Source organism: Pseudomonas sp. GL-R-19 (assembly GCF_019956375.1).
In the GTDB taxonomy this organism is placed as follows: Bacteria; Pseudomonadota; Gammaproteobacteria; order Pseudomonadales; family Pseudomonadaceae; genus Aquipseudomonas.
This window is the reverse complement of sequence record NZ_JAHBDJ010000018.1, coordinates 77,237-94,157: the sequence shown is the minus strand read 5'-3', so window position 1 is coordinate 94,157 and position 16,921 is coordinate 77,237. Positions and strand designations below refer to the sequence as shown.

The following is a 16,921-nucleotide window of genomic DNA, read 5'->3' as shown; positions in this document are numbered from 1 at the left end:
GTGGACGAGTCGGTGCAGATCTATAACAACGAGCGGCCTCATCTGTCGCTGAAATACAAAACGCCCGATGCGGTGCATCGGGCGTTTTGAGGCTGAAACAGGTGTAAACCTATTTCAGGACTAGACAGCGTTTTACTCGCTCGCCGGAGCAACTCTTAGCAATTGTTCCGGGCATAAAAAAACCGGCTATATCAGCCGGCTTTTTTACGTCCGAAAAAAACTTATGCACGTTTTTATGGTTTTTATCATTCAAAAAAATATGTAAACAAATCATAAAGTTACGTACAAGAAACGACGTTTTTCAATGAAACGGTACACAGGTTATCCACAGAATCTCAGACAGCCACCTGATCGTTTGAAACCGGCGCTTGCGGAGCCGGTGGCAGCGAGCCCATTTCCCGTTGCATCTGCTCGTTCCACGCCTGGACCCGGTCGTTCAATTCAGCAATGGCTCGCGGTCCTGTGCCTGCGGCATACATCGGTTCGCCAATGATCACAGTGATGACGCCCTGCTTCTTCGCCCAACCGGTTTTCGGCCAGAACTTGCCTGCGTTGTGCGCAATCGGCAGCACGGGCAATTCGGCGTTGACCGCCAAGGCGCTGCCACCGCGCGAGAACTTTCCGACGGTGCCGAAAGGAACGCGCGTGCCTTCAGGGAAGATCAGCACCCAGACATTGTCCTTGAGCAGTTCATCGCCCTTCTTTGCGACATGCTTGAGTGCGGCTTTCGGGTTGTCGCGATCGATGGCGATCGGTCGCAGCATGGCCATGGCCCAGCCAAAGAACGGCACATAGAGCAATTCGCGTTTGAGCACCTGGCTCAGCGGTGAAAAGTAGGCAGAGAGAAAGAACGTCTCCCACGTGCTCTGGTGGTTCGACTGAATGACACAAGGCCTTTCAGGTACGTTCTCGGCACCCTTCACTTCGTAGCGGATACCCAGAAACACTTTGCTCAGCCACAAGGCGCAGCGGCACCAGTACACGTTGATAAAGCGGTAGCGTGCCTTGAATGGCAGAAACGGCGCGATGAAAAAACTCAGGCTGCACCACAGCAAGGAACTGGTGCCCAGCAGCAGGTAAAAGAGGAAGGTTCTGATGGCCTGCAATATCGACATGGTGACGTTTACCGTTGCGGGAATTGCCCGTCCTATATAAAGCGCACTTCCCTTTCATCCCTGGTCAGGACCAATCGAAGCGCACACTTACTCAAGGGCATTTGTGAATAAGTTCTGCGGCAATCGCCGCAAGATCGTCAAAAATCAATGTGCCTGCCGGAAGGGGCAAGCCCTGAGTCTTTTCGCCTTTCCCGGTCTTTACCAAAACTGGCTGTGAATCGACGGCTTTGGCGGCTTCCAGGTCACCAAGGCTGTCGCCGACGAACCAGAGATTGGTCAGCGACACGTTGTAATGAGCGGCGATGGTTTTCAACATCCCGGGTTTCGGCTTGCGGCAATCGCAGCCTTCGTCCGGCCCGTGGGGGCAATAGACGATCAGGCCGACTTCACCGCCCTGCTCCGCCACCAGCGCGCGCAAGCGCTCGTGCATGGCATCCAGGGTGGCGAGGTCGTAATAACCGCGAGCGATGCCCGACTGGTTGGTAGCGACCGCTACCGTCCAGCCGACCTTGCTCAACTGCGCGATGGCCTCGATCGATCCGGGGAGCGGAATCCACTCCTCCACCGACTTGATGTAAGCGTCGGAGTCGTAATTGATCACTCCGTCCCGATCGAGAATCAGCAGTTTCAACAGCAGTCCCTCAACCCAGCAGCGAAATGTCGGCGACGCCGAGGAACAACCCACGCAGCCGCGCCAGCAACGCATAACGGTTGGCGCGGACTTTTGCGTCCTCTGCGTTGACCATCACAGCTTCGAAGAACGCATCCACGGGCTCACGCAGTGCAGCCAGGCGTGCCAGGGATTCGCTGTACTGACGCGAGGCGGCCATTGGCTGTACAGCCTGGTCAGCCTGCTGGATCGCCGAGTACAGGGAGAACTCGTTGGCATTGTCGAAGTACTTGGCTTCCACGACGGTAGGCACCGAGCCTTCGACCTTGCTCAGCAGGTTCGACACTCGCTTGTTCACCGCGGCCAGGGCAGCGGCTTCCGGCAATTTGCGGAAGGCCTCTACCGCTTGCACGCGCTGATCGAAGTCCAGGGCCGAGCCTGGCTTCAAGGCACGCACCGACAGGTAGGTCGCAACATCGACGCCTTCGTCTTCGTAACGGGCACGCAGGCGGTCGAAGATGAACTCCAGCACCGATTCGTTCAGGCCGGCAGCCTTGACCTTGGTCCCGAATGCATTCACGGCGAAGGCCACGGCGTCGTTCAGGTCCAGGTCCAGTTGCTTCTCGATCAGGATACGCAACACGCCCAGTGCGGCACGGCGCAGGGCGTACGGGTCTTTGCTGCCGGTCGGCAGCATGCCGATACCGAAGATACCCACGAGGGTGTCGAGCTTGTCGGCAATGGCCACGGCCGCACCGGTCAGGGTGCTCGGCAGTTCAGCGCCGGCACCGCGCGGCATGTACTGCTCGTTCAGCGCCAGTGCGACATCTTCCGGCTCGCCATCGTTGAGGGCGTAGTAGTAACCGGCGACACCTTGCATCTCCGGGAACTCGCCGACCATTTCGGTCGACAGGTCGCACTTCGACAGCAGGCCCGCACGAGCAGCCCACGAAGCGTCGCCGCCAATGCGCGCGGCGATGTAGGCGGCGAGTCTGGAAACGCGCTCGGCCTTGTCGTAGACGCTGCCGAGTTTTTCCTGGAACACCACGTTTTGCAGGCGCTGGTTGAAGTCTTCGAGTTTCTGCTTCTTGTCTTGCTTGAAGAAGAACTCGGCGTCGGTCAGGCGTGGGCGAACCACCTTCTCGTTACCGGCGATGATCTGCTGCGGGTCTTTGCTTTCGATGTTGGCCACGGTAATGAAACGTGGCAGCAACTTGCCGTCGGCGTCCAGCAGGCAGAAGTACTTCTGGTTGTCCTGCATGGTGGTGATCAGTGCTTCTTGTGGCACGTCGAGGAAGCGTTCCTCGAACGAGCACACCAGCGGCACCGGCCATTCGACCAGCGCGGTCACTTCATCGAGCAGGGCTGGCGGAACGATTGCCGTGCCTTCCTGACGGGTGGCCAGCTCTTCGGTGCGCTTGCTGATGATCTCGCGACGCTCGTTGGCGTCAGCCAGCACGTAGGCGGCACGCAGGTCGGCCAGGTAGCTGGATGGCGAACCGATGCGCACGCTTTCCGGGTGATGGAAGCGGTGACCACGGGAGTCACGGCCGGCCTTCTGGGCGAGGATGGTGCAGTCGATGACCTGGTCACCGAGCAGCATCACCAGCCATTGGGTCGGACGAACGAACTCTTCCTTGCGCGCGCCCCAACGCATGCGTTTCGGGATCGGCAGGTCGTTCAGGGAGTCTTCGACGATGGTCGGCAGCAGGCTCGCGGTCGCCTTGCCGGCAATGCTCTGGCTGTAGCGCAGTTTCGGGCCGCTCTGATCGATTTCGCTCAGGTCGACGCCGCACTTCTTGGCGAAGCCCAGTGCCGCCTGGGTCGGGTTGCCTTCGGCATCGAACGCGGCCTGACGTGGCGGGCCGTCGAGGTTGATGCTGCGATCCGGCTGCTGGGTGGCCAGCGAGGTGATCAGCACAGCCAGGCGGCGCGGCGCGGCATAAACGGTTTTGGTCTCGTAGTTCAGGCCGGCAGCTTGCAGGCCCTTGTCGATACCGGCGAGGAACGCCTCGGCCAGGGTGTTCAGGGCTTTGGGTGGCAGTTCTTCAGTGCCCAGTTCAACCAGAAAATCCAGAGCACTCATTGTGCAGCCTCCAGCTTGGCCAGTACTTCATCACGCAGGTCCGGGGTCGCCATCGGGAAGCCCAGCTTGGCGCGAGCCAGCAGGTAGGCTTGCGCAACGGAACGCGCCAGGGTGCGTACACGCAGGATGTATTGCTGACGCGCAGTCACGGAAATTGCCCGGCGCGCATCCAGCAGGTTGAAGGTATGGGAGGCCTTCAACACCATTTCGTAGCTCGGCAACGGCAGCGGCTGGTCGAGTTCGATCAGGCGCTTGGCTTCGCTTTCGTAGAAATCGAACAGTTCGAACAGCTTGTCGACGTTGGCGTGTTCGAAGTTGTAGGTCGACTGTTCCACTTCGTTCTGGTGGAACACGTCGCCGTAGGTCACTTTGCCGAACGGGCCGTCAGCCCAGACCAGGTCGTAGACCGAGTCCACGCCTTGCAGGTACATGGCCAGACGCTCGAGACCGTAAGTGATTTCGCCGGTCACCGGGTAGCACTCGATGCCGCCCGCTTGCTGGAAGTAGGTGAACTGGGTTACTTCCATGCCGTTGAGCCAGACTTCCCAGCCCAGACCCCAGGCCCCGAGGGTCGGCGATTCCCAGTTGTCTTCGACGAAGCGGATGTCGTGGACCAGCGGGTCCAGACCGACGTGCTTGAGGGAGCCCAGGTACAGTTCCTGGAAGTTGTCCGGGTTCGGCTTCAGGACGACCTGGAACTGGTAGTAGTGCTGCAGACGGTTCGGGTTTTCGCCGTAGCGGCCGTCAGTCGGACGGCGGCTTGGCTGCACGTAGGCGGCGTTCCAGGTTTCCGGGCCGATGGCGCGCAGGAATGTAGCAGTGTGGAAAGTGCCGGCGCCTACTTCCATATCGTAGGGCTGAAGTACCACACAACCTTGCTCGGCCCAGTATTGCTGGAGGGCGAGGATCAAGTCTTGGAAGGTACGCACGGCTGGCGTAGGCTGGCTCACGAAATTCACCTGTTTCTTGGGCTGCGATTTAAAGAGCGGGAGTATACCCGATTCATGGCTGCGCACGCCCCCTGGAGCCTTATGCCACGCTGCTTTTGGTGTTCCGAAGATCCGCTGTACATGGCATATCACGATCAGGAGTGGGGCACGCCGCTACGCGATGCGCAGGGATTGTTCGAGTTGCTTTTGCTCGAAGGGTTCCAGGCCGGCCTCTCCTGGATCACCGTGCTGCGCAAACGCGAGCATTATCGTCAGGTGATGTTCGGCTTTGACGTGCAGCGCGTAGCGCAGATGAGCGATGCCGAAATCGACGAGTTGATGCTCGATCCGGGCATCATCCGCAACCGCCTCAAGCTCAACGCGGCCCGGCGCAATGCCCAGGCCTGGCTGGCGCTGGAGGACCCGGTGGAATTTCTCTGGTCGTTCGTCGGTGGCATGCCTGTGATCAATCATTTCGAGGATCGCAGCGAAGTCCCGGCCGTGACGCCGACCGCCGTGGAAATGAGCAAGGGCTTGAAAAAAGCCGGTTTCACCTTCGTCGGGCCGACTATTTGCTACGCGCTGATGCAGGCCTCGGGCATGGTCATGGATCACACTCGTGATTGCGACCGCTACGCGCAACTGGCGAACGGCGGTTAGAATGGCCGCCTCGCGCACAGCACAAGATCAGGAGTGACCTGTGGATAAGTTGAAAGGCGCCTTGCTGGTAGGCGCTCTGCGGCTGTTTGCCCTGCTTCCGTGGCGGGCCGTGCAGGCCGTGGGCTCGGCGATTGGCTGGGTCATGTGGAAAACCCCGAACCGTTCCCGCGACGTGGTACGGATCAATCTGTCCAAGTGCTTTCCGGACATGGACCCTGCCGAGCGTGAACGCCTGGTGGGCCAGAGCCTGAAGGACATCGGCAAGTCCCTGACAGAGAGCGCCTGCGCCTGGATCTGGCCGGCCCAGCGCTCCATTGACCTGGTGCGCGAGGTCGAGGGCCTCGACATATTGAAGGACGCCCTCGCCTCCGGCAAAGGCGTGGTCGGCATCACCAGCCACCTGGGCAACTGGGAAGTGCTCAACCACTTCTATTGCAGCCAGTGCAAACCGATCATTTTTTACCGTCCGCCCAAATTGAAGGCGGTGGATGAATTGCTGCAAAAGCAGCGGGTGCAACTGGGTAACAAGGTCGCTGCTTCCACCAAGGAAGGCATCCTCAGTGTCATCAAGGAAGTGCGCAAAGGTGGTGCAGTGGGCATTCCCGCTGACCCGGAACCGGCCGAATCCGCCGGGATCTTCGTGCCGTTCTTCGCCACTCAGGCGCTGACCAGCAAGTTCGTGCCGAACATGCTCGCTGGCGGCAAAGCGGTCGGCGTATTCCTGCACGCCCTGCGGCTGCCGGACGGTTCAGGATACAAGGTAATCCTGGAAGCCGCGCCCGAAGCCATGTATAGCACCGATACCGAGACCTCGTGCGCGGCCATGAGCCAGGTGGTCGAGCGCTATGTGCGGGCGTACCCGAGCCAGTACATGTGGAGCATGAAGCGCTTCAAGAAGCGTCCGCCAGGTGAAGCTCGCTGGTATTGACGCTGTGGATAACCCCATAGGAGCTGCCGCAGGCTGCGATCTTTTGATCTTGCTTTGATAAAAATCAAAAGATCGCAGCCTTCGGCAGCTCCTACAAGGGCTTCCCACAGGCTGCGTTATCTCTGATCAGTGCGCCTGACGCTCGAGCTTCTTCAGGAACACCGTCATTTCCTTTTCGGCCTGTTTGTCACCATGGCCACGAGCAGCTTCCAGGCCTTGCTCCCAGGCTTGGCGCGCGGCCGCAAAGTCCGACAGCGCCAGGTGGGCCTTGCCCAGTAGTTTCCACGCCGCCGAATACTTCGGATCGAATTCGACGCAACGTTGAAAATGCTCCACTGCCTTGGCGTTCTCCCCCAGATCCAGATAGCCCTTGCCCAAGCCGAAGCGTAGCAAAGCGTTATCCACACCTTTGGCGAGCATTTTTTCCAGGGATTCGATCATGGGGGAGTTTCCGAATGGTTGTCGTTTTCGAAATCGCCTTCGCTGGCTTGCCAGCGAAGGCGGCCTAAAGGATCAGAAGAAGCTCAACCCCACATGGAACAGCTTTTCCACATCGCGAATATGCTTTTTATCCACAAGGAACAAAATTACATGGTCGCCCGTTTCGATCACGGTGTCGTCATGGGCAATGATCACTTCTTCGTCGCGAATGATCGCACCGATGGTGGTACCCGGCGGCAGGCCGATGTTCTCGATGGCCTTTCCGATCACCTTGCTCGATTTCGCATCGCCATGGGCAATCGCCTCGATGGCCTCCGCCGCGCCCCGGCGCAGTGAGTGCACGCTGACGATGTCGCCCCGGCGCACGTGAGCCAGCAAGGTGCCGATGGTGGCGAGTTGAGGGCTGATGGCGATGTCGATGTCGCCACCCTGGATCAGATCGACATAGGCCGGGTTGTTGATGATGGTCATCACCTTCTTCGCACCCAGGCGCTTGGCAAGTAGAGACGACATGATGTTGGCTTCGTCGTCGTTGGTCAGGGCGAGGAACAGATCCGCGTCGGCGATGTTCTCCTCCAGCAGCAGGTCGCGGTCCGAGGCGCTGCCCTGCAGCACCACGGTGCTGTCGAGGTGGTCCGAGAGATGACGGCAACGGGCCGGATTCATCTCGATGATCTTTACCTGATAACGGCTTTCGATGGCCTCGGCCAAACGCTCGCCGATTTGCCCGCCACCGGCGATGACGATGCGTTTATAGGTCTCGTCGAGACGGCGCATTTCGCTCATGACCGCGCGAATGTTCGCTTTGGCGGCAATGAAAAATACTTCGTCGTCGGCCTCGATCACCGTGTCGCCCTGGGGCAGGATCGGTCGGTCGCGACGGAAAATCGCCGCGACACGGGTTTCAACGTTCGGCATGTGCTCGCGCAACTGCCGAAGTTGCTGACCCACCAGTGGCCCGCCGTAGTACGCCCGCACCGCCACCAGTTGTGCCTTGCCTTCGGCGAAATCGATCACCTGCAAGGCGCCCGGATGCTGGATCAGGCGCTTGATGTAGTTGGTAACCACTTGTTCCGGGCTGATCAGTACGTCCACCGGAATCGCTTCGTTCTGGAACAACTGCTCTTCGCGGGTCAGGTAGGCGGCTTCGCGAACCCGGGCGATTTTGGTCGGGGTGTGGAACAGGGTGTGGGCGACCTGGCAGGCGACCATGTTGGTTTCATCGCTGTTGGTCACGGCGACCAGCATGTCGGCGTCATCGGCTCCAGCCTGGCGCAACACCGTCGGGAACGAACCGCGACCTTGAACGGTGCGGATGTCCAGGCGGTCGCCAAGGTCGCGCAGGCGTTCGCCATCGGTGTCGACCACAGTAATATCGTTGGCTTCGCTGGCCAGGTGTTCCGCCAGCGAACCGCCGACCTGCCCTGCGCCGAGGATGATGATTTTCATCCAGTCACTCCATTGAATCCATTTAACCGCGAGCGGCGGCGATCTTGATCAGCTTGGCGTAGTAGAAACCGTCGTGGCCGCCTTCCTGGGCCAGCAACTGGCGACCATGGGGCTGCTTGATGCCGGCCGCCGTGGCGAGGTCCAGTTCGCGGGCGCCCGGCGTGCGGGCGAGGAAGGCTTCGATGACTTCGGTGTTTTCGGTCGGCAGCGTGGAACAGGTGGCGTACAGCAGGATGCCGCCCACCTCCAGCGTGTTCCACATGGCGTCGAGCAACTCGCCCTGCAGCAGCGCCAGCGCGGCGATGTCGTCGGGTTGGCGGGTCAGCTTGATGTCCGGGTGACGACGGATCACGCCGGTGGCCGAGCATGGCGCGTCCAGCAGGATGCGCTGGAACGGCTTGCCGTCCCACCACACCTGAGTGTCGCGACCGTCGGCGGCAATCAGTTCGGCGCTCAGTTTCAGGCGTTCGAGGTTTTCCCGCACCCGCACCAGGCGCTTGGCCTCCAGGTCTACCGCCACGACGCCGGCCAGTTTTGGCTCGGCTTCGAGAATATGGCAGGTCTTGCCGCCCGGTGCACAGCAGGCGTCCAACACCCGTTGACCGGGGGCCAGGTCGAGCAGATCGGCGGCCAGTTGGGCGGCTTCGTCCTGCACGCTGATCCAGCCTTCGGCGAAACCCGGCAGGCTGCGCACATCGGCGGCGGCTTCGAGCACGATGCCGTCGCGGCTGTAGACACACGGCATGGCGGAGATACCAGCATCTGTCAGCAAACCGAGGTAGGTATCGCGACTGTGATGGCGACGGTTGACCCGCAGGATCATCGGCGGATGCGCGTTGTTGGCGGCGCAGATGGCTTCCCATTGCTCCGGCCAGAACGCCTTCAGGGATTTCTGCAGCCAGCGCGGGTGAGCGGTGCGCACCACCGGATCACGCTCCAGCTCGGCGAAAATCGTTTCGCTGTCGCGCTGAGCATTGCGCAGCACAGCGTTGAGCAAACCCTTTGCCCAAGGTTTTTTCAGCTTGTCGGCGCAACCGACGGTCTCACCAATGGCGGCATGGGCCGGAACGCGGGTGTAGAGCAGCTGATAGAGGCCGACCAGCAACAGCGCCTCGACATCGGCATCGGCGGCCTTGAAAGGTTTCTGCAGCAGCTTGGCCGCCAGCGCCGACAAGCGTGGCTGCCAGCGCGCGGTGCCGAACGCCAGGTCCTGGGTGAAGCCGCGATCACGGTCCTCGACCTTGTCCAGTTGCGTTGGCAGCGAACTGTTGAGCGATGCCTTTCCGTTCAGGACAGCGGCGAGTGCCTTGGCGGCGGCCAGACGCGGGTTCATTGAGCATCCGCCGCTTGACCGAGGACAGTGCCGATGGCGAATTTTTCACGGCGGCTGTTGAACAGGTCGCTGAAGTTCAGCGCCTTGCCGCCGGGCAATTGCAGGCGGGTCAGGCACAGGGCCTGTTCGCCGCAGGCGACGATCAGGCCGTCCTTGCCGGCGCCGAGGATTTCACCCGGGGTGCCTTTGCCTTCGGCCAGGTTCGCGGCCAGCACTTTCAGGGCTTCGTCGTTCAAGGTGCTGTGGGTGATCGGCCACGGGTTGAAGGCGCGGACCAGACGCTCGAGCTCAACCGCCGGGCGGGTCCAGTCGATGCGTGCTTCGTCCTTGTTCAATTTGTGCGCGTAGGTCGCCAGGCTGTCGTCCTGCACTTCGCCCTCCAGGGTTCCGGCGGCGAGGCCGGCAATCGCCTGGACCACGGCCGGAGGGCCCATTTCGGCCAGCCGATCGTGCAGGCTGCCGCCGGTGTCTTCGGCGCTGATCGGGGTGGTGACCTTGAGCAGCATCGGCCCGGTGTCGAGGCCGGCTTCCATGCGCATCACGGTCACGCCACTTTGCGCATCGCCCGCTTCCACGGCGCGCTGGATCGGCGCCGCACCACGCCAGCGCGGCAGCAGCGAGGCGTGGCTGTTGATGCAACCCAGGCGCGGAATATCCAGCACCACTTGCGGCAGGATCAGGCCGTAGGCGACCACCACCATCAAGTCCGGCTTCAACGCGGCCAGTTCCGCTTGCGCGTCTTCGTTGCGCAAGGTGGGCGGCTGCAGCACCGGGATGTTGTTCTCTAGAGCAAGCTGCTTGACCGGGCTCGGCATCAGTTTTTGCCCGCGACCGGCCGGACGATCCGGTTGGGTGTAGACCGCGACGATCTCGTAAGGGCTGTCGAGCAGGGCCTTGAGGTGTTCGGCGGCGAATTCCGGGGTGCCGGCAAAGACAATGCGCAGTGGCTCAGTCATGGGTGACGTCTCTTGAAAAGAAAAAGGCTTGCCGCAGCAAGCCTTTGAAGATGGGCATCAGGCGTTCTGGCGATGGAGCTTTTCCAGTTTCTTCTTGATGCGGTCGCGTTTGAGCGTGGACAGGTAATCAACGAACAATTTTCCGTTGAGGTGGTCGCATTCGTGCTGGATGCACACGGCGAGCAAATCTTCGGCGATCAGTTCGTAAGGCTGGCCGTCGCGGTCCAGCGCCTTGACCTTGACCCGTTGCGGGCGATCGACGTTTTCGTAGAAACCCGGCACCGACAGGCAGCCTTCCTGATACTGGCCCATCTCGTCGGTCAACGGTTCGAACTCGGGGTTGATGAACACTCGCGGTTCGGTGCGGTCTTCTGAGAGGTCCATCACGACGATACGTTTGTGCACGTTGACCTGGGTAGCGGCGAGGCCGATGCCAGGCGCTTCATACATTGTTTCAAACATGTCGTCGACCAACTGACGCACTTCGGCGTCCACTACGGCCACTGGCTTGGCGATAGTGCGCAGGCGCGGATCAGGGAATTCGAGGATGTTCAAAATGGCCATAAGCTTGATGATTGCACGTGTGAAGTAAGGTCAGGTCGATGGCCTGGCGGTCCGAAGATGCCGGCTACCGTTGTAAAACGTAGCTCCCTTCTGTTGACAAGCAAGTTTTGACAAGCAAGCCGGGAGCGAGCCATTGCGGGCTCTGGCGTTTCACGCGAACGTACATAATAAAGGGATTCACCGCATGAGGAAATCACTACTCGCCCTGCTGCTCCTGGTCTCGGCAGGTTGGGCGCATGGGCAAGCGCAACTTCGGGAAGACATTCCCACCATCAAGCTCTCGCCTCAGGTGCGCAGCAGCCCGGCGAGCGAGGCTATCCCCGGCATTGCGCTGAAATCGATCAACAGCTTTCTGCTGAGCAACCGCATCGTCGACAAGGCCGAGGATTTCGACAAGGCGCCCTACATCGTCGCCGGCGATGCGGAGCGCGTACTCAGCGGCGCGGGTGACCGCATCTTTGCCCGCGGCCATTTCGATCTGGCGCAACCGGCGTACGGCATCTTCCGCCAGGGCAAGGTCTACACCGATCCGCAGAGCAAGGAAATTCTGGGGATCAACGCTGACGACATCGGCGGTGGTGAGGTCGTCGCCATCGAAGGAGACGTCGCCACCCTGGCCTTGCAACGCACGACCCAGGAAGTGCGTATCGGCGATCGCTTGTTCAGCGGTGAAGAGCACGCGATCAACTCGACCTTCACGCCCAATGCACCGAGCCACGAAATCAATGGTTTGATCATCGATGTGCCGCGTGGGGTCACGCAGATCGGCGAGTTGGACGTGGTTACGCTGAACAAGGGGCAGCGCGACGGCCTGGCCGAAGGCAATCTGCTTGCGGTGATGAAGACCGGCGAAACCGTGCGCGACCGGATCACCGGCCAGCCGTTGAAAATTCCCGATGAGCGCGCTGGTCTGCTGATGGTTTTCCGTACCTACGACAAACTCAGTTATGGGCTGGTGCTTAGCGCTACGCGCTCGCTATCGGTGATGGACAAGGTGCGAAATCCGTAAGCATGCCTCACAAGTTACCAACAGAGTTATCCACAGCTTATTCCCGTTTGTACGGGTGCTTATTACGATCAAGGATGATCCATGTCGCTGCCTACTGTTACACCGGTTTCCCCCGCGGAACTGGAAGCTCGATTACGTCTGCATCGTTTGCCGGAACTCGGTCCTGCGCGTTTCAAGAAATTGCTCGAAGCCTTCGGCTCGGCATCCAAAGCCATCAGCGCACCGGCCAGTGCCTGGCGTTCGCTGGGTTTGCCACTGGCCTGCTCTGAGGCCAGACGAAGCACTGAGATTCGTGACGGCGCCAGCCACGCATTGGCTTGGTTAGAGCACCCGGCCCAGCATTTACTGATGTGGGACCAGCCGGACTACCCGGCACTGCTGGCACAAATCAGCGATGCACCACCACTGTTATTTGTCGCGGGCAATCCAGGCATTCTGGAAAAACCACAACTGGCGATGGTGGGCAGCCGGCGCGCGTCCCGGCCGGGGATGGACACCGCTGCAGCGTTTTCCCGCAGCCTGGCCGGTGCCGGTTTTGTCATTACCAGCGGCCTGGCACTGGGCATTGACGCCGCCGCGCACCAGGCCGCTCTCGACGTCGGCGGGCAAACGGTCGGTGTGCTCGGTACGGGGCTCGAGAAGTTTTATCCACAGCGAAATAGACGCCTGGCAGACGCCATGGTCGCTTCGGGCAGCGCAGTGCTTTCGGAGTTCCCGCTGGATGCCGGCCCCAACGCCGGCAACTTCCCTCGACGCAACCGGATCATCAGTGGTTTGTCACTCGGGGTGCTGGTGGTCGAAGCCAGTGTCGCCAGCGGTTCACTGATCACCGCGAGGCTGGCGGCGGAACAGGGGCGCGAGGTGTTTGCGATGCCCGGGTCGATCCATCACCCCGGCGCCCGAGGCTGTCACCAGTTGATCCGTGACGGTGCGGTGCTGGTGGAGACCATCGAGCATATCCTCGAAGCCTTGCGCGGCTGGCAACGGCTGTCGTTATCCACGCCAACCTGCACCCCTGCGACGACTCACCCACTGCTGAAGCTGCTGCATGCCGCGCCTCTCACCAGTGAAGCGCTGGCCGACGCAAGCGGCTGGGCCTTGCCGAAAGTGCTGGCTGCGTTGACGGAACTGGAAATGGATGGCAGCGCCGTGTGCGAAAGCGGACGCTGGTTTGCGCGGGTGAGCTAGGTTTTATAAACAAGATCGGTAAACTGCGCAGAGCCTTATTCTGGAGTGATTTTCATGGTCAACAGTTGGCGTGTGCAACAAGCCGCGCAAGCAATTCGCGCCGGGGCGGTGATTGCCTACCCAACCGAAGCAGTCTGGGGCCTGGGTTGCGACCCGTGGGACGAGGAAGCGGTGGAGCGTTTGCTGCTGATCAAGGGCCGGTCTGTGGACAAGGGGCTGATTCTGGTCGCCGACAATATCCGTCAGTTCGATTTCCTCTTCGAGGACTTCCCCGAATTGTGGATGGACCGCATGGCCAGTACCTGGCCGGGACCGAACACCTGGCTGGTGCCGCACCAGAACCTGCTGCCGGAGTGGATTACCGGGGTGCATGAAACCGTGGCGCTGCGGGTCAGCGATCACCCGCTGGTGCGGGATTTGTGCGCACTGGTCGGGCCGCTGGTGTCGACGTCGGCCAACCCGCAGGGGCGCCCGGCGGCACGTACGCGGATTCGCGTCGAACAGTATTTCCGTGGCCAGGTGGATCTGGTGCTGGGTGGCAATCTGGGCGGGCGCAAGAACCCGAGCGTGATTCGCGATCTGGCGACCGGCAAGGTAGTGCGCCCCGATTGAGACCGAGGTGACCTGTGGCGAGGGGGCTTGCCCCCGTTCGATTGCGAAGCAATCGTAAAACCAATGAACGCGGTGTGCCTGATACACCGTGGTTGCTGATTTTTGGATGGCTTCGCCATCCAGCGGGGGCAAGCCCCCTCGCCACAGGTTACGGCAACAACACCACCGAGCCTGTCGTGCGCCGCGCCGACAACTCGGTCTGCGCCTTCGCCGCTTCAGCCAGTGGATAACGCTGGCTGATGTTCACGGTCAGCTTGCCGCTGATGATCATCTCGAACAGTTCGTCGGCCATGCGTTGCAGGTTTTCGGCGTTGTTCGCATAAGAGCCGAGGGTTGGCCGGGTCACGTACAGCGAGCCTTTGCCCGCCAGGATTCCCAGGTTCACGCCGTCGACCGCGCCGGACGCATTGCCGAAACTCACCACCAGCCCACGCGGCGCGGCGCAGTCGAGTGAAGTCAGCCAGGTGTCCTTGCCGACGCCGTCGTACACCACCGGGACTTTTTTGCCGTCAGTCAATTCCAGCACGCGTTGGGCGACGTTTTCATGGCTGTAGTCGATGGTCGCCCAGGCACCGTTGGCCTTGGCCAGTGCAGCTTTCTCTGCCGAGCTGACCGTGCCGATCAGCTTCACGCCCAAGGCCCTGGCCCATTGGCAAGCCAGTGAACCGACACCACCGGCCGCGGCGTGGAACAGGATGGTTTCGCCACCCTTGAGTTCATAAGTCTGACGCAGCAGGTACTGCACGGTCAGGCCCTTGAGCATCACCCCGGCGGCCTGTTCGAAACTGATGGCATCCGGCAGTTTCACCAGATTGGCCTCGGGCAAGACGTGAACTTCGCTGTAGGCGCCCAGAGGGCCGCTGCCATAGGCCACACGATCACCGATCTTGAAGCGGGTCACTTCGCTGCCCACCGCCTCAACCACGCCCGCGCCTTCAGAGCCGACTCCCGATGGCAGGGATGGCGGTGGATACAGACCGCTGCGGTAATAGGTGTCGATAAAATTCAGGCCGATGGCCTTGTTGGTCACGCGCACTTCCTTGGAGCCTGGCTCGGCGGGTTGGTAATCCACATACTCGAGTACTTCGGGGCCGCCATGGGCGCGGAACTGGATACGCTTTGCCATCTGAACTCTCCATAGGTCGTTTTACCAAGCTCCCTATCGGACTCCTAAGCTTGATCTTCGTCAACTGCGAAGGAGTAACTTGCGATGTTATGCTACGGACCCATTTGCGCAGGCTGAGCTCCAATGGAGCACCGCGTAGTTTTGCCCGATTCAAGGTGATGACATGACGACCCGCACCGAGGCCGTAAAAGCCTACCTGCTCGACCTGCAAGCGCGCATTTGCGCTGCCCTGGAAGCCGAAGACGGCGGCACGCAATTCGTCGAAGACGCCTGGACCCGGCCTGCCGGCGGTGGCGGTCGCACCCGCGTGATCGAAAACGGCGCGGTGATTGAAAAGGGCGGCGTCAACTTTTCCCATGTCTTCGGCAGCGGTCTTCCACCGTCTGCCAGCGCTCATCGACCGGAACTGGCGGGCCGTGGCTTTGAAGCCCTGGGCGTGTCGCTGGTGATTCACCCGCACAACCCCCACGTGCCGACTTCCCACGCCAACGTACGTTTTTTCATCGCTGAAAAAGAAGGTGAAGAACCGGTCTGGTGGTTCGGTGGCGGCTTCGACCTGACCCCGTATTACGGCAACGAAGAAGACTGCATCCACTGGCACCGCGTCGCCGAGCAGGCCTGTGCGCCGTTCGGCCCGGACGTTTACCCGCGTTACAAGGCCTGGTGCGACAGCTACTTCCACATCAAGCATCGCCACGAGCCGCGCGGCATCGGCGGGCTGTTTTTCGACGACCTGAACGAGTGGGACTTCGACACCAGCTTCGCCTTCATGCGCGCCATCGGCGATGCGTATATCGACGCTTATCTGCCGATCGTGCAGCGCCGCAAGAACGATGCGTTCACGGCCAAGCAGCGCGAGTTCCAGGAGTTCCGCCGTGGCCGCTACGTTGAATTCAATCTGGTCTACGACCGTGGCACGTTGTTCGGCCTGCAATCGGGTGGGCGGACCGAGTCGATTTTGATGTCGCTGCCACCGCAAGTGCGCTGGGGTTACGACTGGAAGGCCGAGCCTGGCAGCGAAGAAGCGCGCCTGACCGAGTACTTCCTGCAAGACCGCGATTGGTTGGCCGACGCCTGAACGAGGAAACCTGATGGACCGTTATGTCGTATTCGGAAACCCGATTGGCCACAGCAAGTCGCCGTTGATCCATCGCCTGTTCGCCGAGCAGACCGCGCAAAAGCTGGACTACAACACGCTGCTGGCGCCACTCGACGACTTTTCCACCTGTGCCCGGACGTTTTTCCTCGAAGGTCGCGGTGCCAATGTGACGGTGCCGTTCAAGGAAGAGGCCTATCGATTGGCCAACAGCCTGACGGCGCGGGCGCAGCGGGCGGGTGCAGTAAATACCTTGAGCAAACTGGCCGATGGCGGTCTGCTGGGCGACAACACCGACGGCGCCGGGCTGGTGCGGGACCTGACGGTCAACGCCGGTTTCAGCCTCAAGGGCAAACGCATCCTGTTGCTCGGTGCCGGCGGTGCGGTGCGCGGTGCCCTGGAGCCGCTGCTGGCCGAGCAACCGGCATCCGTGATCATCGCCAACCGCACAGTGGAAAAGGCCGAGCTTCTGGCGGAACTGTTCTGTGATCTGGGACCGATCTCGGCCAGTGGCTACGACTGGTTGCAGGAGTCGGTGGACCTGATCATCAATGCGACCTCCGCGAGCCTGACGGGCGATGTGCCGCCGATTGCGCCCAGCCTGATCGAACCGGGCAAAACGGTGTGCTACGACATGATGTACGGCAAGGAACCGACCGCGTTCTGCCGCTGGGCCAGTGAACACGGCGCGGCGGTGGCGATGGATGGCTTGGGGATGCTGGCCGAGCAAGCGGCGGAAGCGTTTTTCCTGTGGCGCGGTGTTCGCCCGGATACGGCGCCGGTATTGGCTGAGCTTCGCCGGCAACTGGCCCTGTAACC

Annotated in this window: 17 protein-coding genes and 1 pseudogene; 8 read left to right on the top strand and 10 right to left on the bottom strand. The window is 61.0% G+C overall.

Going from position 1 to position 16,921, the window contains the following annotated elements; all coding sequences use genetic code 11:
• Window positions 1-90: integrase core domain-containing protein (locus KGA83_RS11290; RefSeq protein WP_146615305.1), on the top strand; the 90-nt coding region annotated here is incomplete at its 5' end.
• A gap of 245 nt (window positions 91-335) precedes the next feature.
• Here the strand turns inward: KGA83_RS11290 and KGA83_RS11285 are convergent.
• From KGA83_RS11285 to glyQ, 4 genes are all read right to left on the bottom strand, one after another.
• Window positions 336-1,115, bottom strand: coding sequence for a lysophospholipid acyltransferase family protein (locus KGA83_RS11285; protein ID WP_108218790.1), 780 nt, complete (start codon window positions 1,113-1,115; stop codon window positions 336-338).
• Between the two features lie 91 nt (window positions 1,116-1,206).
• A complete protein-coding gene (gene gmhB / locus KGA83_RS11280; protein WP_223529742.1) occupies window positions 1,207-1,752 on the bottom strand; it encodes a D-glycero-beta-D-manno-heptose 1,7-bisphosphate 7-phosphatase in 546 nt (181 codons plus the stop codon).
• 4 nt (window positions 1,753-1,756) lie between these two features.
• Window positions 1,757-3,811: a glycine--tRNA ligase subunit beta gene (glyS, locus tag KGA83_RS11275; RefSeq protein ID WP_223529738.1), complete on the bottom strand. Its 2,055-nt coding sequence runs from the start codon at window positions 3,809-3,811 to the stop codon at window positions 1,757-1,759.
• Window positions 3,808-4,761, bottom strand: a complete 954-nt coding sequence (glyQ, locus tag KGA83_RS11270; RefSeq protein ID WP_003187265.1) for a glycine--tRNA ligase subunit alpha — start codon at window positions 4,759-4,761, stop codon at window positions 3,808-3,810. The genes glyS and glyQ overlap by 4 nt, the downstream gene beginning before the upstream one ends.
• 81 nt (window positions 4,762-4,842) lie before the next feature.
• On the opposite strand from glyQ, the gene tag reads away from it, so the two are divergent.
• Together tag and KGA83_RS11260 are read left to right on the top strand one after the other, a co-directional pair.
• A complete protein-coding gene (tag, locus tag KGA83_RS11265) occupies window positions 4,843-5,400 on the top strand; it encodes a DNA-3-methyladenine glycosylase I (RefSeq protein ID WP_108218787.1) in 558 nt (185 codons plus the stop codon).
• 40 nt (window positions 5,401-5,440) lie between these two features.
• The gene (locus KGA83_RS11260; RefSeq protein WP_108218786.1) at window positions 5,441-6,328 is read left to right on the top strand and encodes a lysophospholipid acyltransferase; all 888 of its coding nucleotides are present in this window, start codon (window positions 5,441-5,443) and stop codon (window positions 6,326-6,328) included.
• 126 nt (window positions 6,329-6,454) lie between these two features.
• On the opposite strand, the gene KGA83_RS11255 is transcribed toward KGA83_RS11260, so the two are convergent.
• From KGA83_RS11255 to def, 5 genes are all read right to left on the bottom strand, one after another.
• Window positions 6,455-6,769 carry a tetratricopeptide repeat protein gene (locus KGA83_RS11255; RefSeq protein WP_223529736.1) on the bottom strand — a complete coding sequence of 105 codons (315 nt, stop codon included), beginning with the start codon at window positions 6,767-6,769 and terminating at the stop codon, window positions 6,455-6,457.
• A 72-nt stretch (window positions 6,770-6,841) separates the two neighbouring features.
• Window positions 6,842-8,218 carry a Trk system potassium transporter TrkA gene (gene trkA / locus KGA83_RS11250; protein WP_104450374.1) on the bottom strand — a complete coding sequence of 459 codons (1,377 nt, stop codon included), beginning with the start codon at window positions 8,216-8,218 and terminating at the stop codon, window positions 6,842-6,844.
• A gap of 22 nt (window positions 8,219-8,240) precedes the next feature.
• Window positions 8,241-9,551 carry a 16S rRNA (cytosine(967)-C(5))-methyltransferase RsmB gene (gene rsmB, locus KGA83_RS11245; protein WP_223529734.1) on the bottom strand — a complete coding sequence of 437 codons (1,311 nt, stop codon included), beginning with the start codon at window positions 9,549-9,551 and terminating at the stop codon, window positions 8,241-8,243.
• The gene (gene fmt / locus KGA83_RS11240; protein WP_108218783.1) at window positions 9,548-10,507 is read right to left on the bottom strand and encodes a methionyl-tRNA formyltransferase; all 960 of its coding nucleotides are present in this window, start codon (window positions 10,505-10,507) and stop codon (window positions 9,548-9,550) included. The genes rsmB and fmt overlap by 4 nt, the downstream gene beginning before the upstream one ends.
• A 57-nt stretch (window positions 10,508-10,564) precedes the next feature.
• Window positions 10,565-11,071: a peptide deformylase gene (def, locus tag KGA83_RS11235; RefSeq protein ID WP_108218782.1), complete on the bottom strand. Its 507-nt coding sequence runs from the start codon at window positions 11,069-11,071 to the stop codon at window positions 10,565-10,567.
• A 268-nt stretch (window positions 11,072-11,339) separates the two neighbouring features.
• Here def and KGA83_RS11230 point away from each other — a divergent pair.
• From KGA83_RS11230 to KGA83_RS11220, 3 genes and pseudogenes are all read left to right on the top strand, one after another.
• Window positions 11,340-12,080, top strand: a pseudogene (locus KGA83_RS11230) (peptidoglycan-binding protein); the annotation flags it as partial.
• Between the two features lie 81 nt (window positions 12,081-12,161).
• Window positions 12,162-13,268 carry a DNA-processing protein DprA gene (dprA, locus tag KGA83_RS11225; protein WP_108218780.1) on the top strand — a complete coding sequence of 369 codons (1,107 nt, stop codon included), beginning with the start codon at window positions 12,162-12,164 and terminating at the stop codon, window positions 13,266-13,268.
• A 54-nt stretch (window positions 13,269-13,322) separates the two neighbouring features.
• A complete protein-coding gene (locus tag KGA83_RS11220; RefSeq protein ID WP_057397341.1) occupies window positions 13,323-13,880 on the top strand; it encodes an L-threonylcarbamoyladenylate synthase in 558 nt (185 codons plus the stop codon).
• Between the two features lie 148 nt (window positions 13,881-14,028).
• Here the strand turns inward: KGA83_RS11220 and KGA83_RS11215 are convergent, their stop codons facing one another.
• Window positions 14,029-15,006, bottom strand: a complete 978-nt coding sequence (locus KGA83_RS11215; RefSeq protein ID WP_223529732.1) for an NADPH:quinone reductase — start codon at window positions 15,004-15,006, stop codon at window positions 14,029-14,031.
• 163 nt (window positions 15,007-15,169) lie between these two features.
• On the opposite strand from KGA83_RS11215, the gene hemF reads away from it, so the two are divergent.
• Together hemF and aroE are read left to right on the top strand one after the other, a co-directional pair.
• Window positions 15,170-16,084, top strand: coding sequence for an oxygen-dependent coproporphyrinogen oxidase (gene hemF, locus KGA83_RS11210; protein ID WP_115948100.1), 915 nt, complete (start codon window positions 15,170-15,172; stop codon window positions 16,082-16,084).
• A 13-nt stretch (window positions 16,085-16,097) separates the two neighbouring features.
• A complete protein-coding gene (aroE, locus tag KGA83_RS11205) occupies window positions 16,098-16,919 on the top strand; it encodes a shikimate dehydrogenase (protein WP_108218777.1) in 822 nt (273 codons plus the stop codon).
• Window positions 16,920-16,921 lie beyond the last annotated feature (2 nt).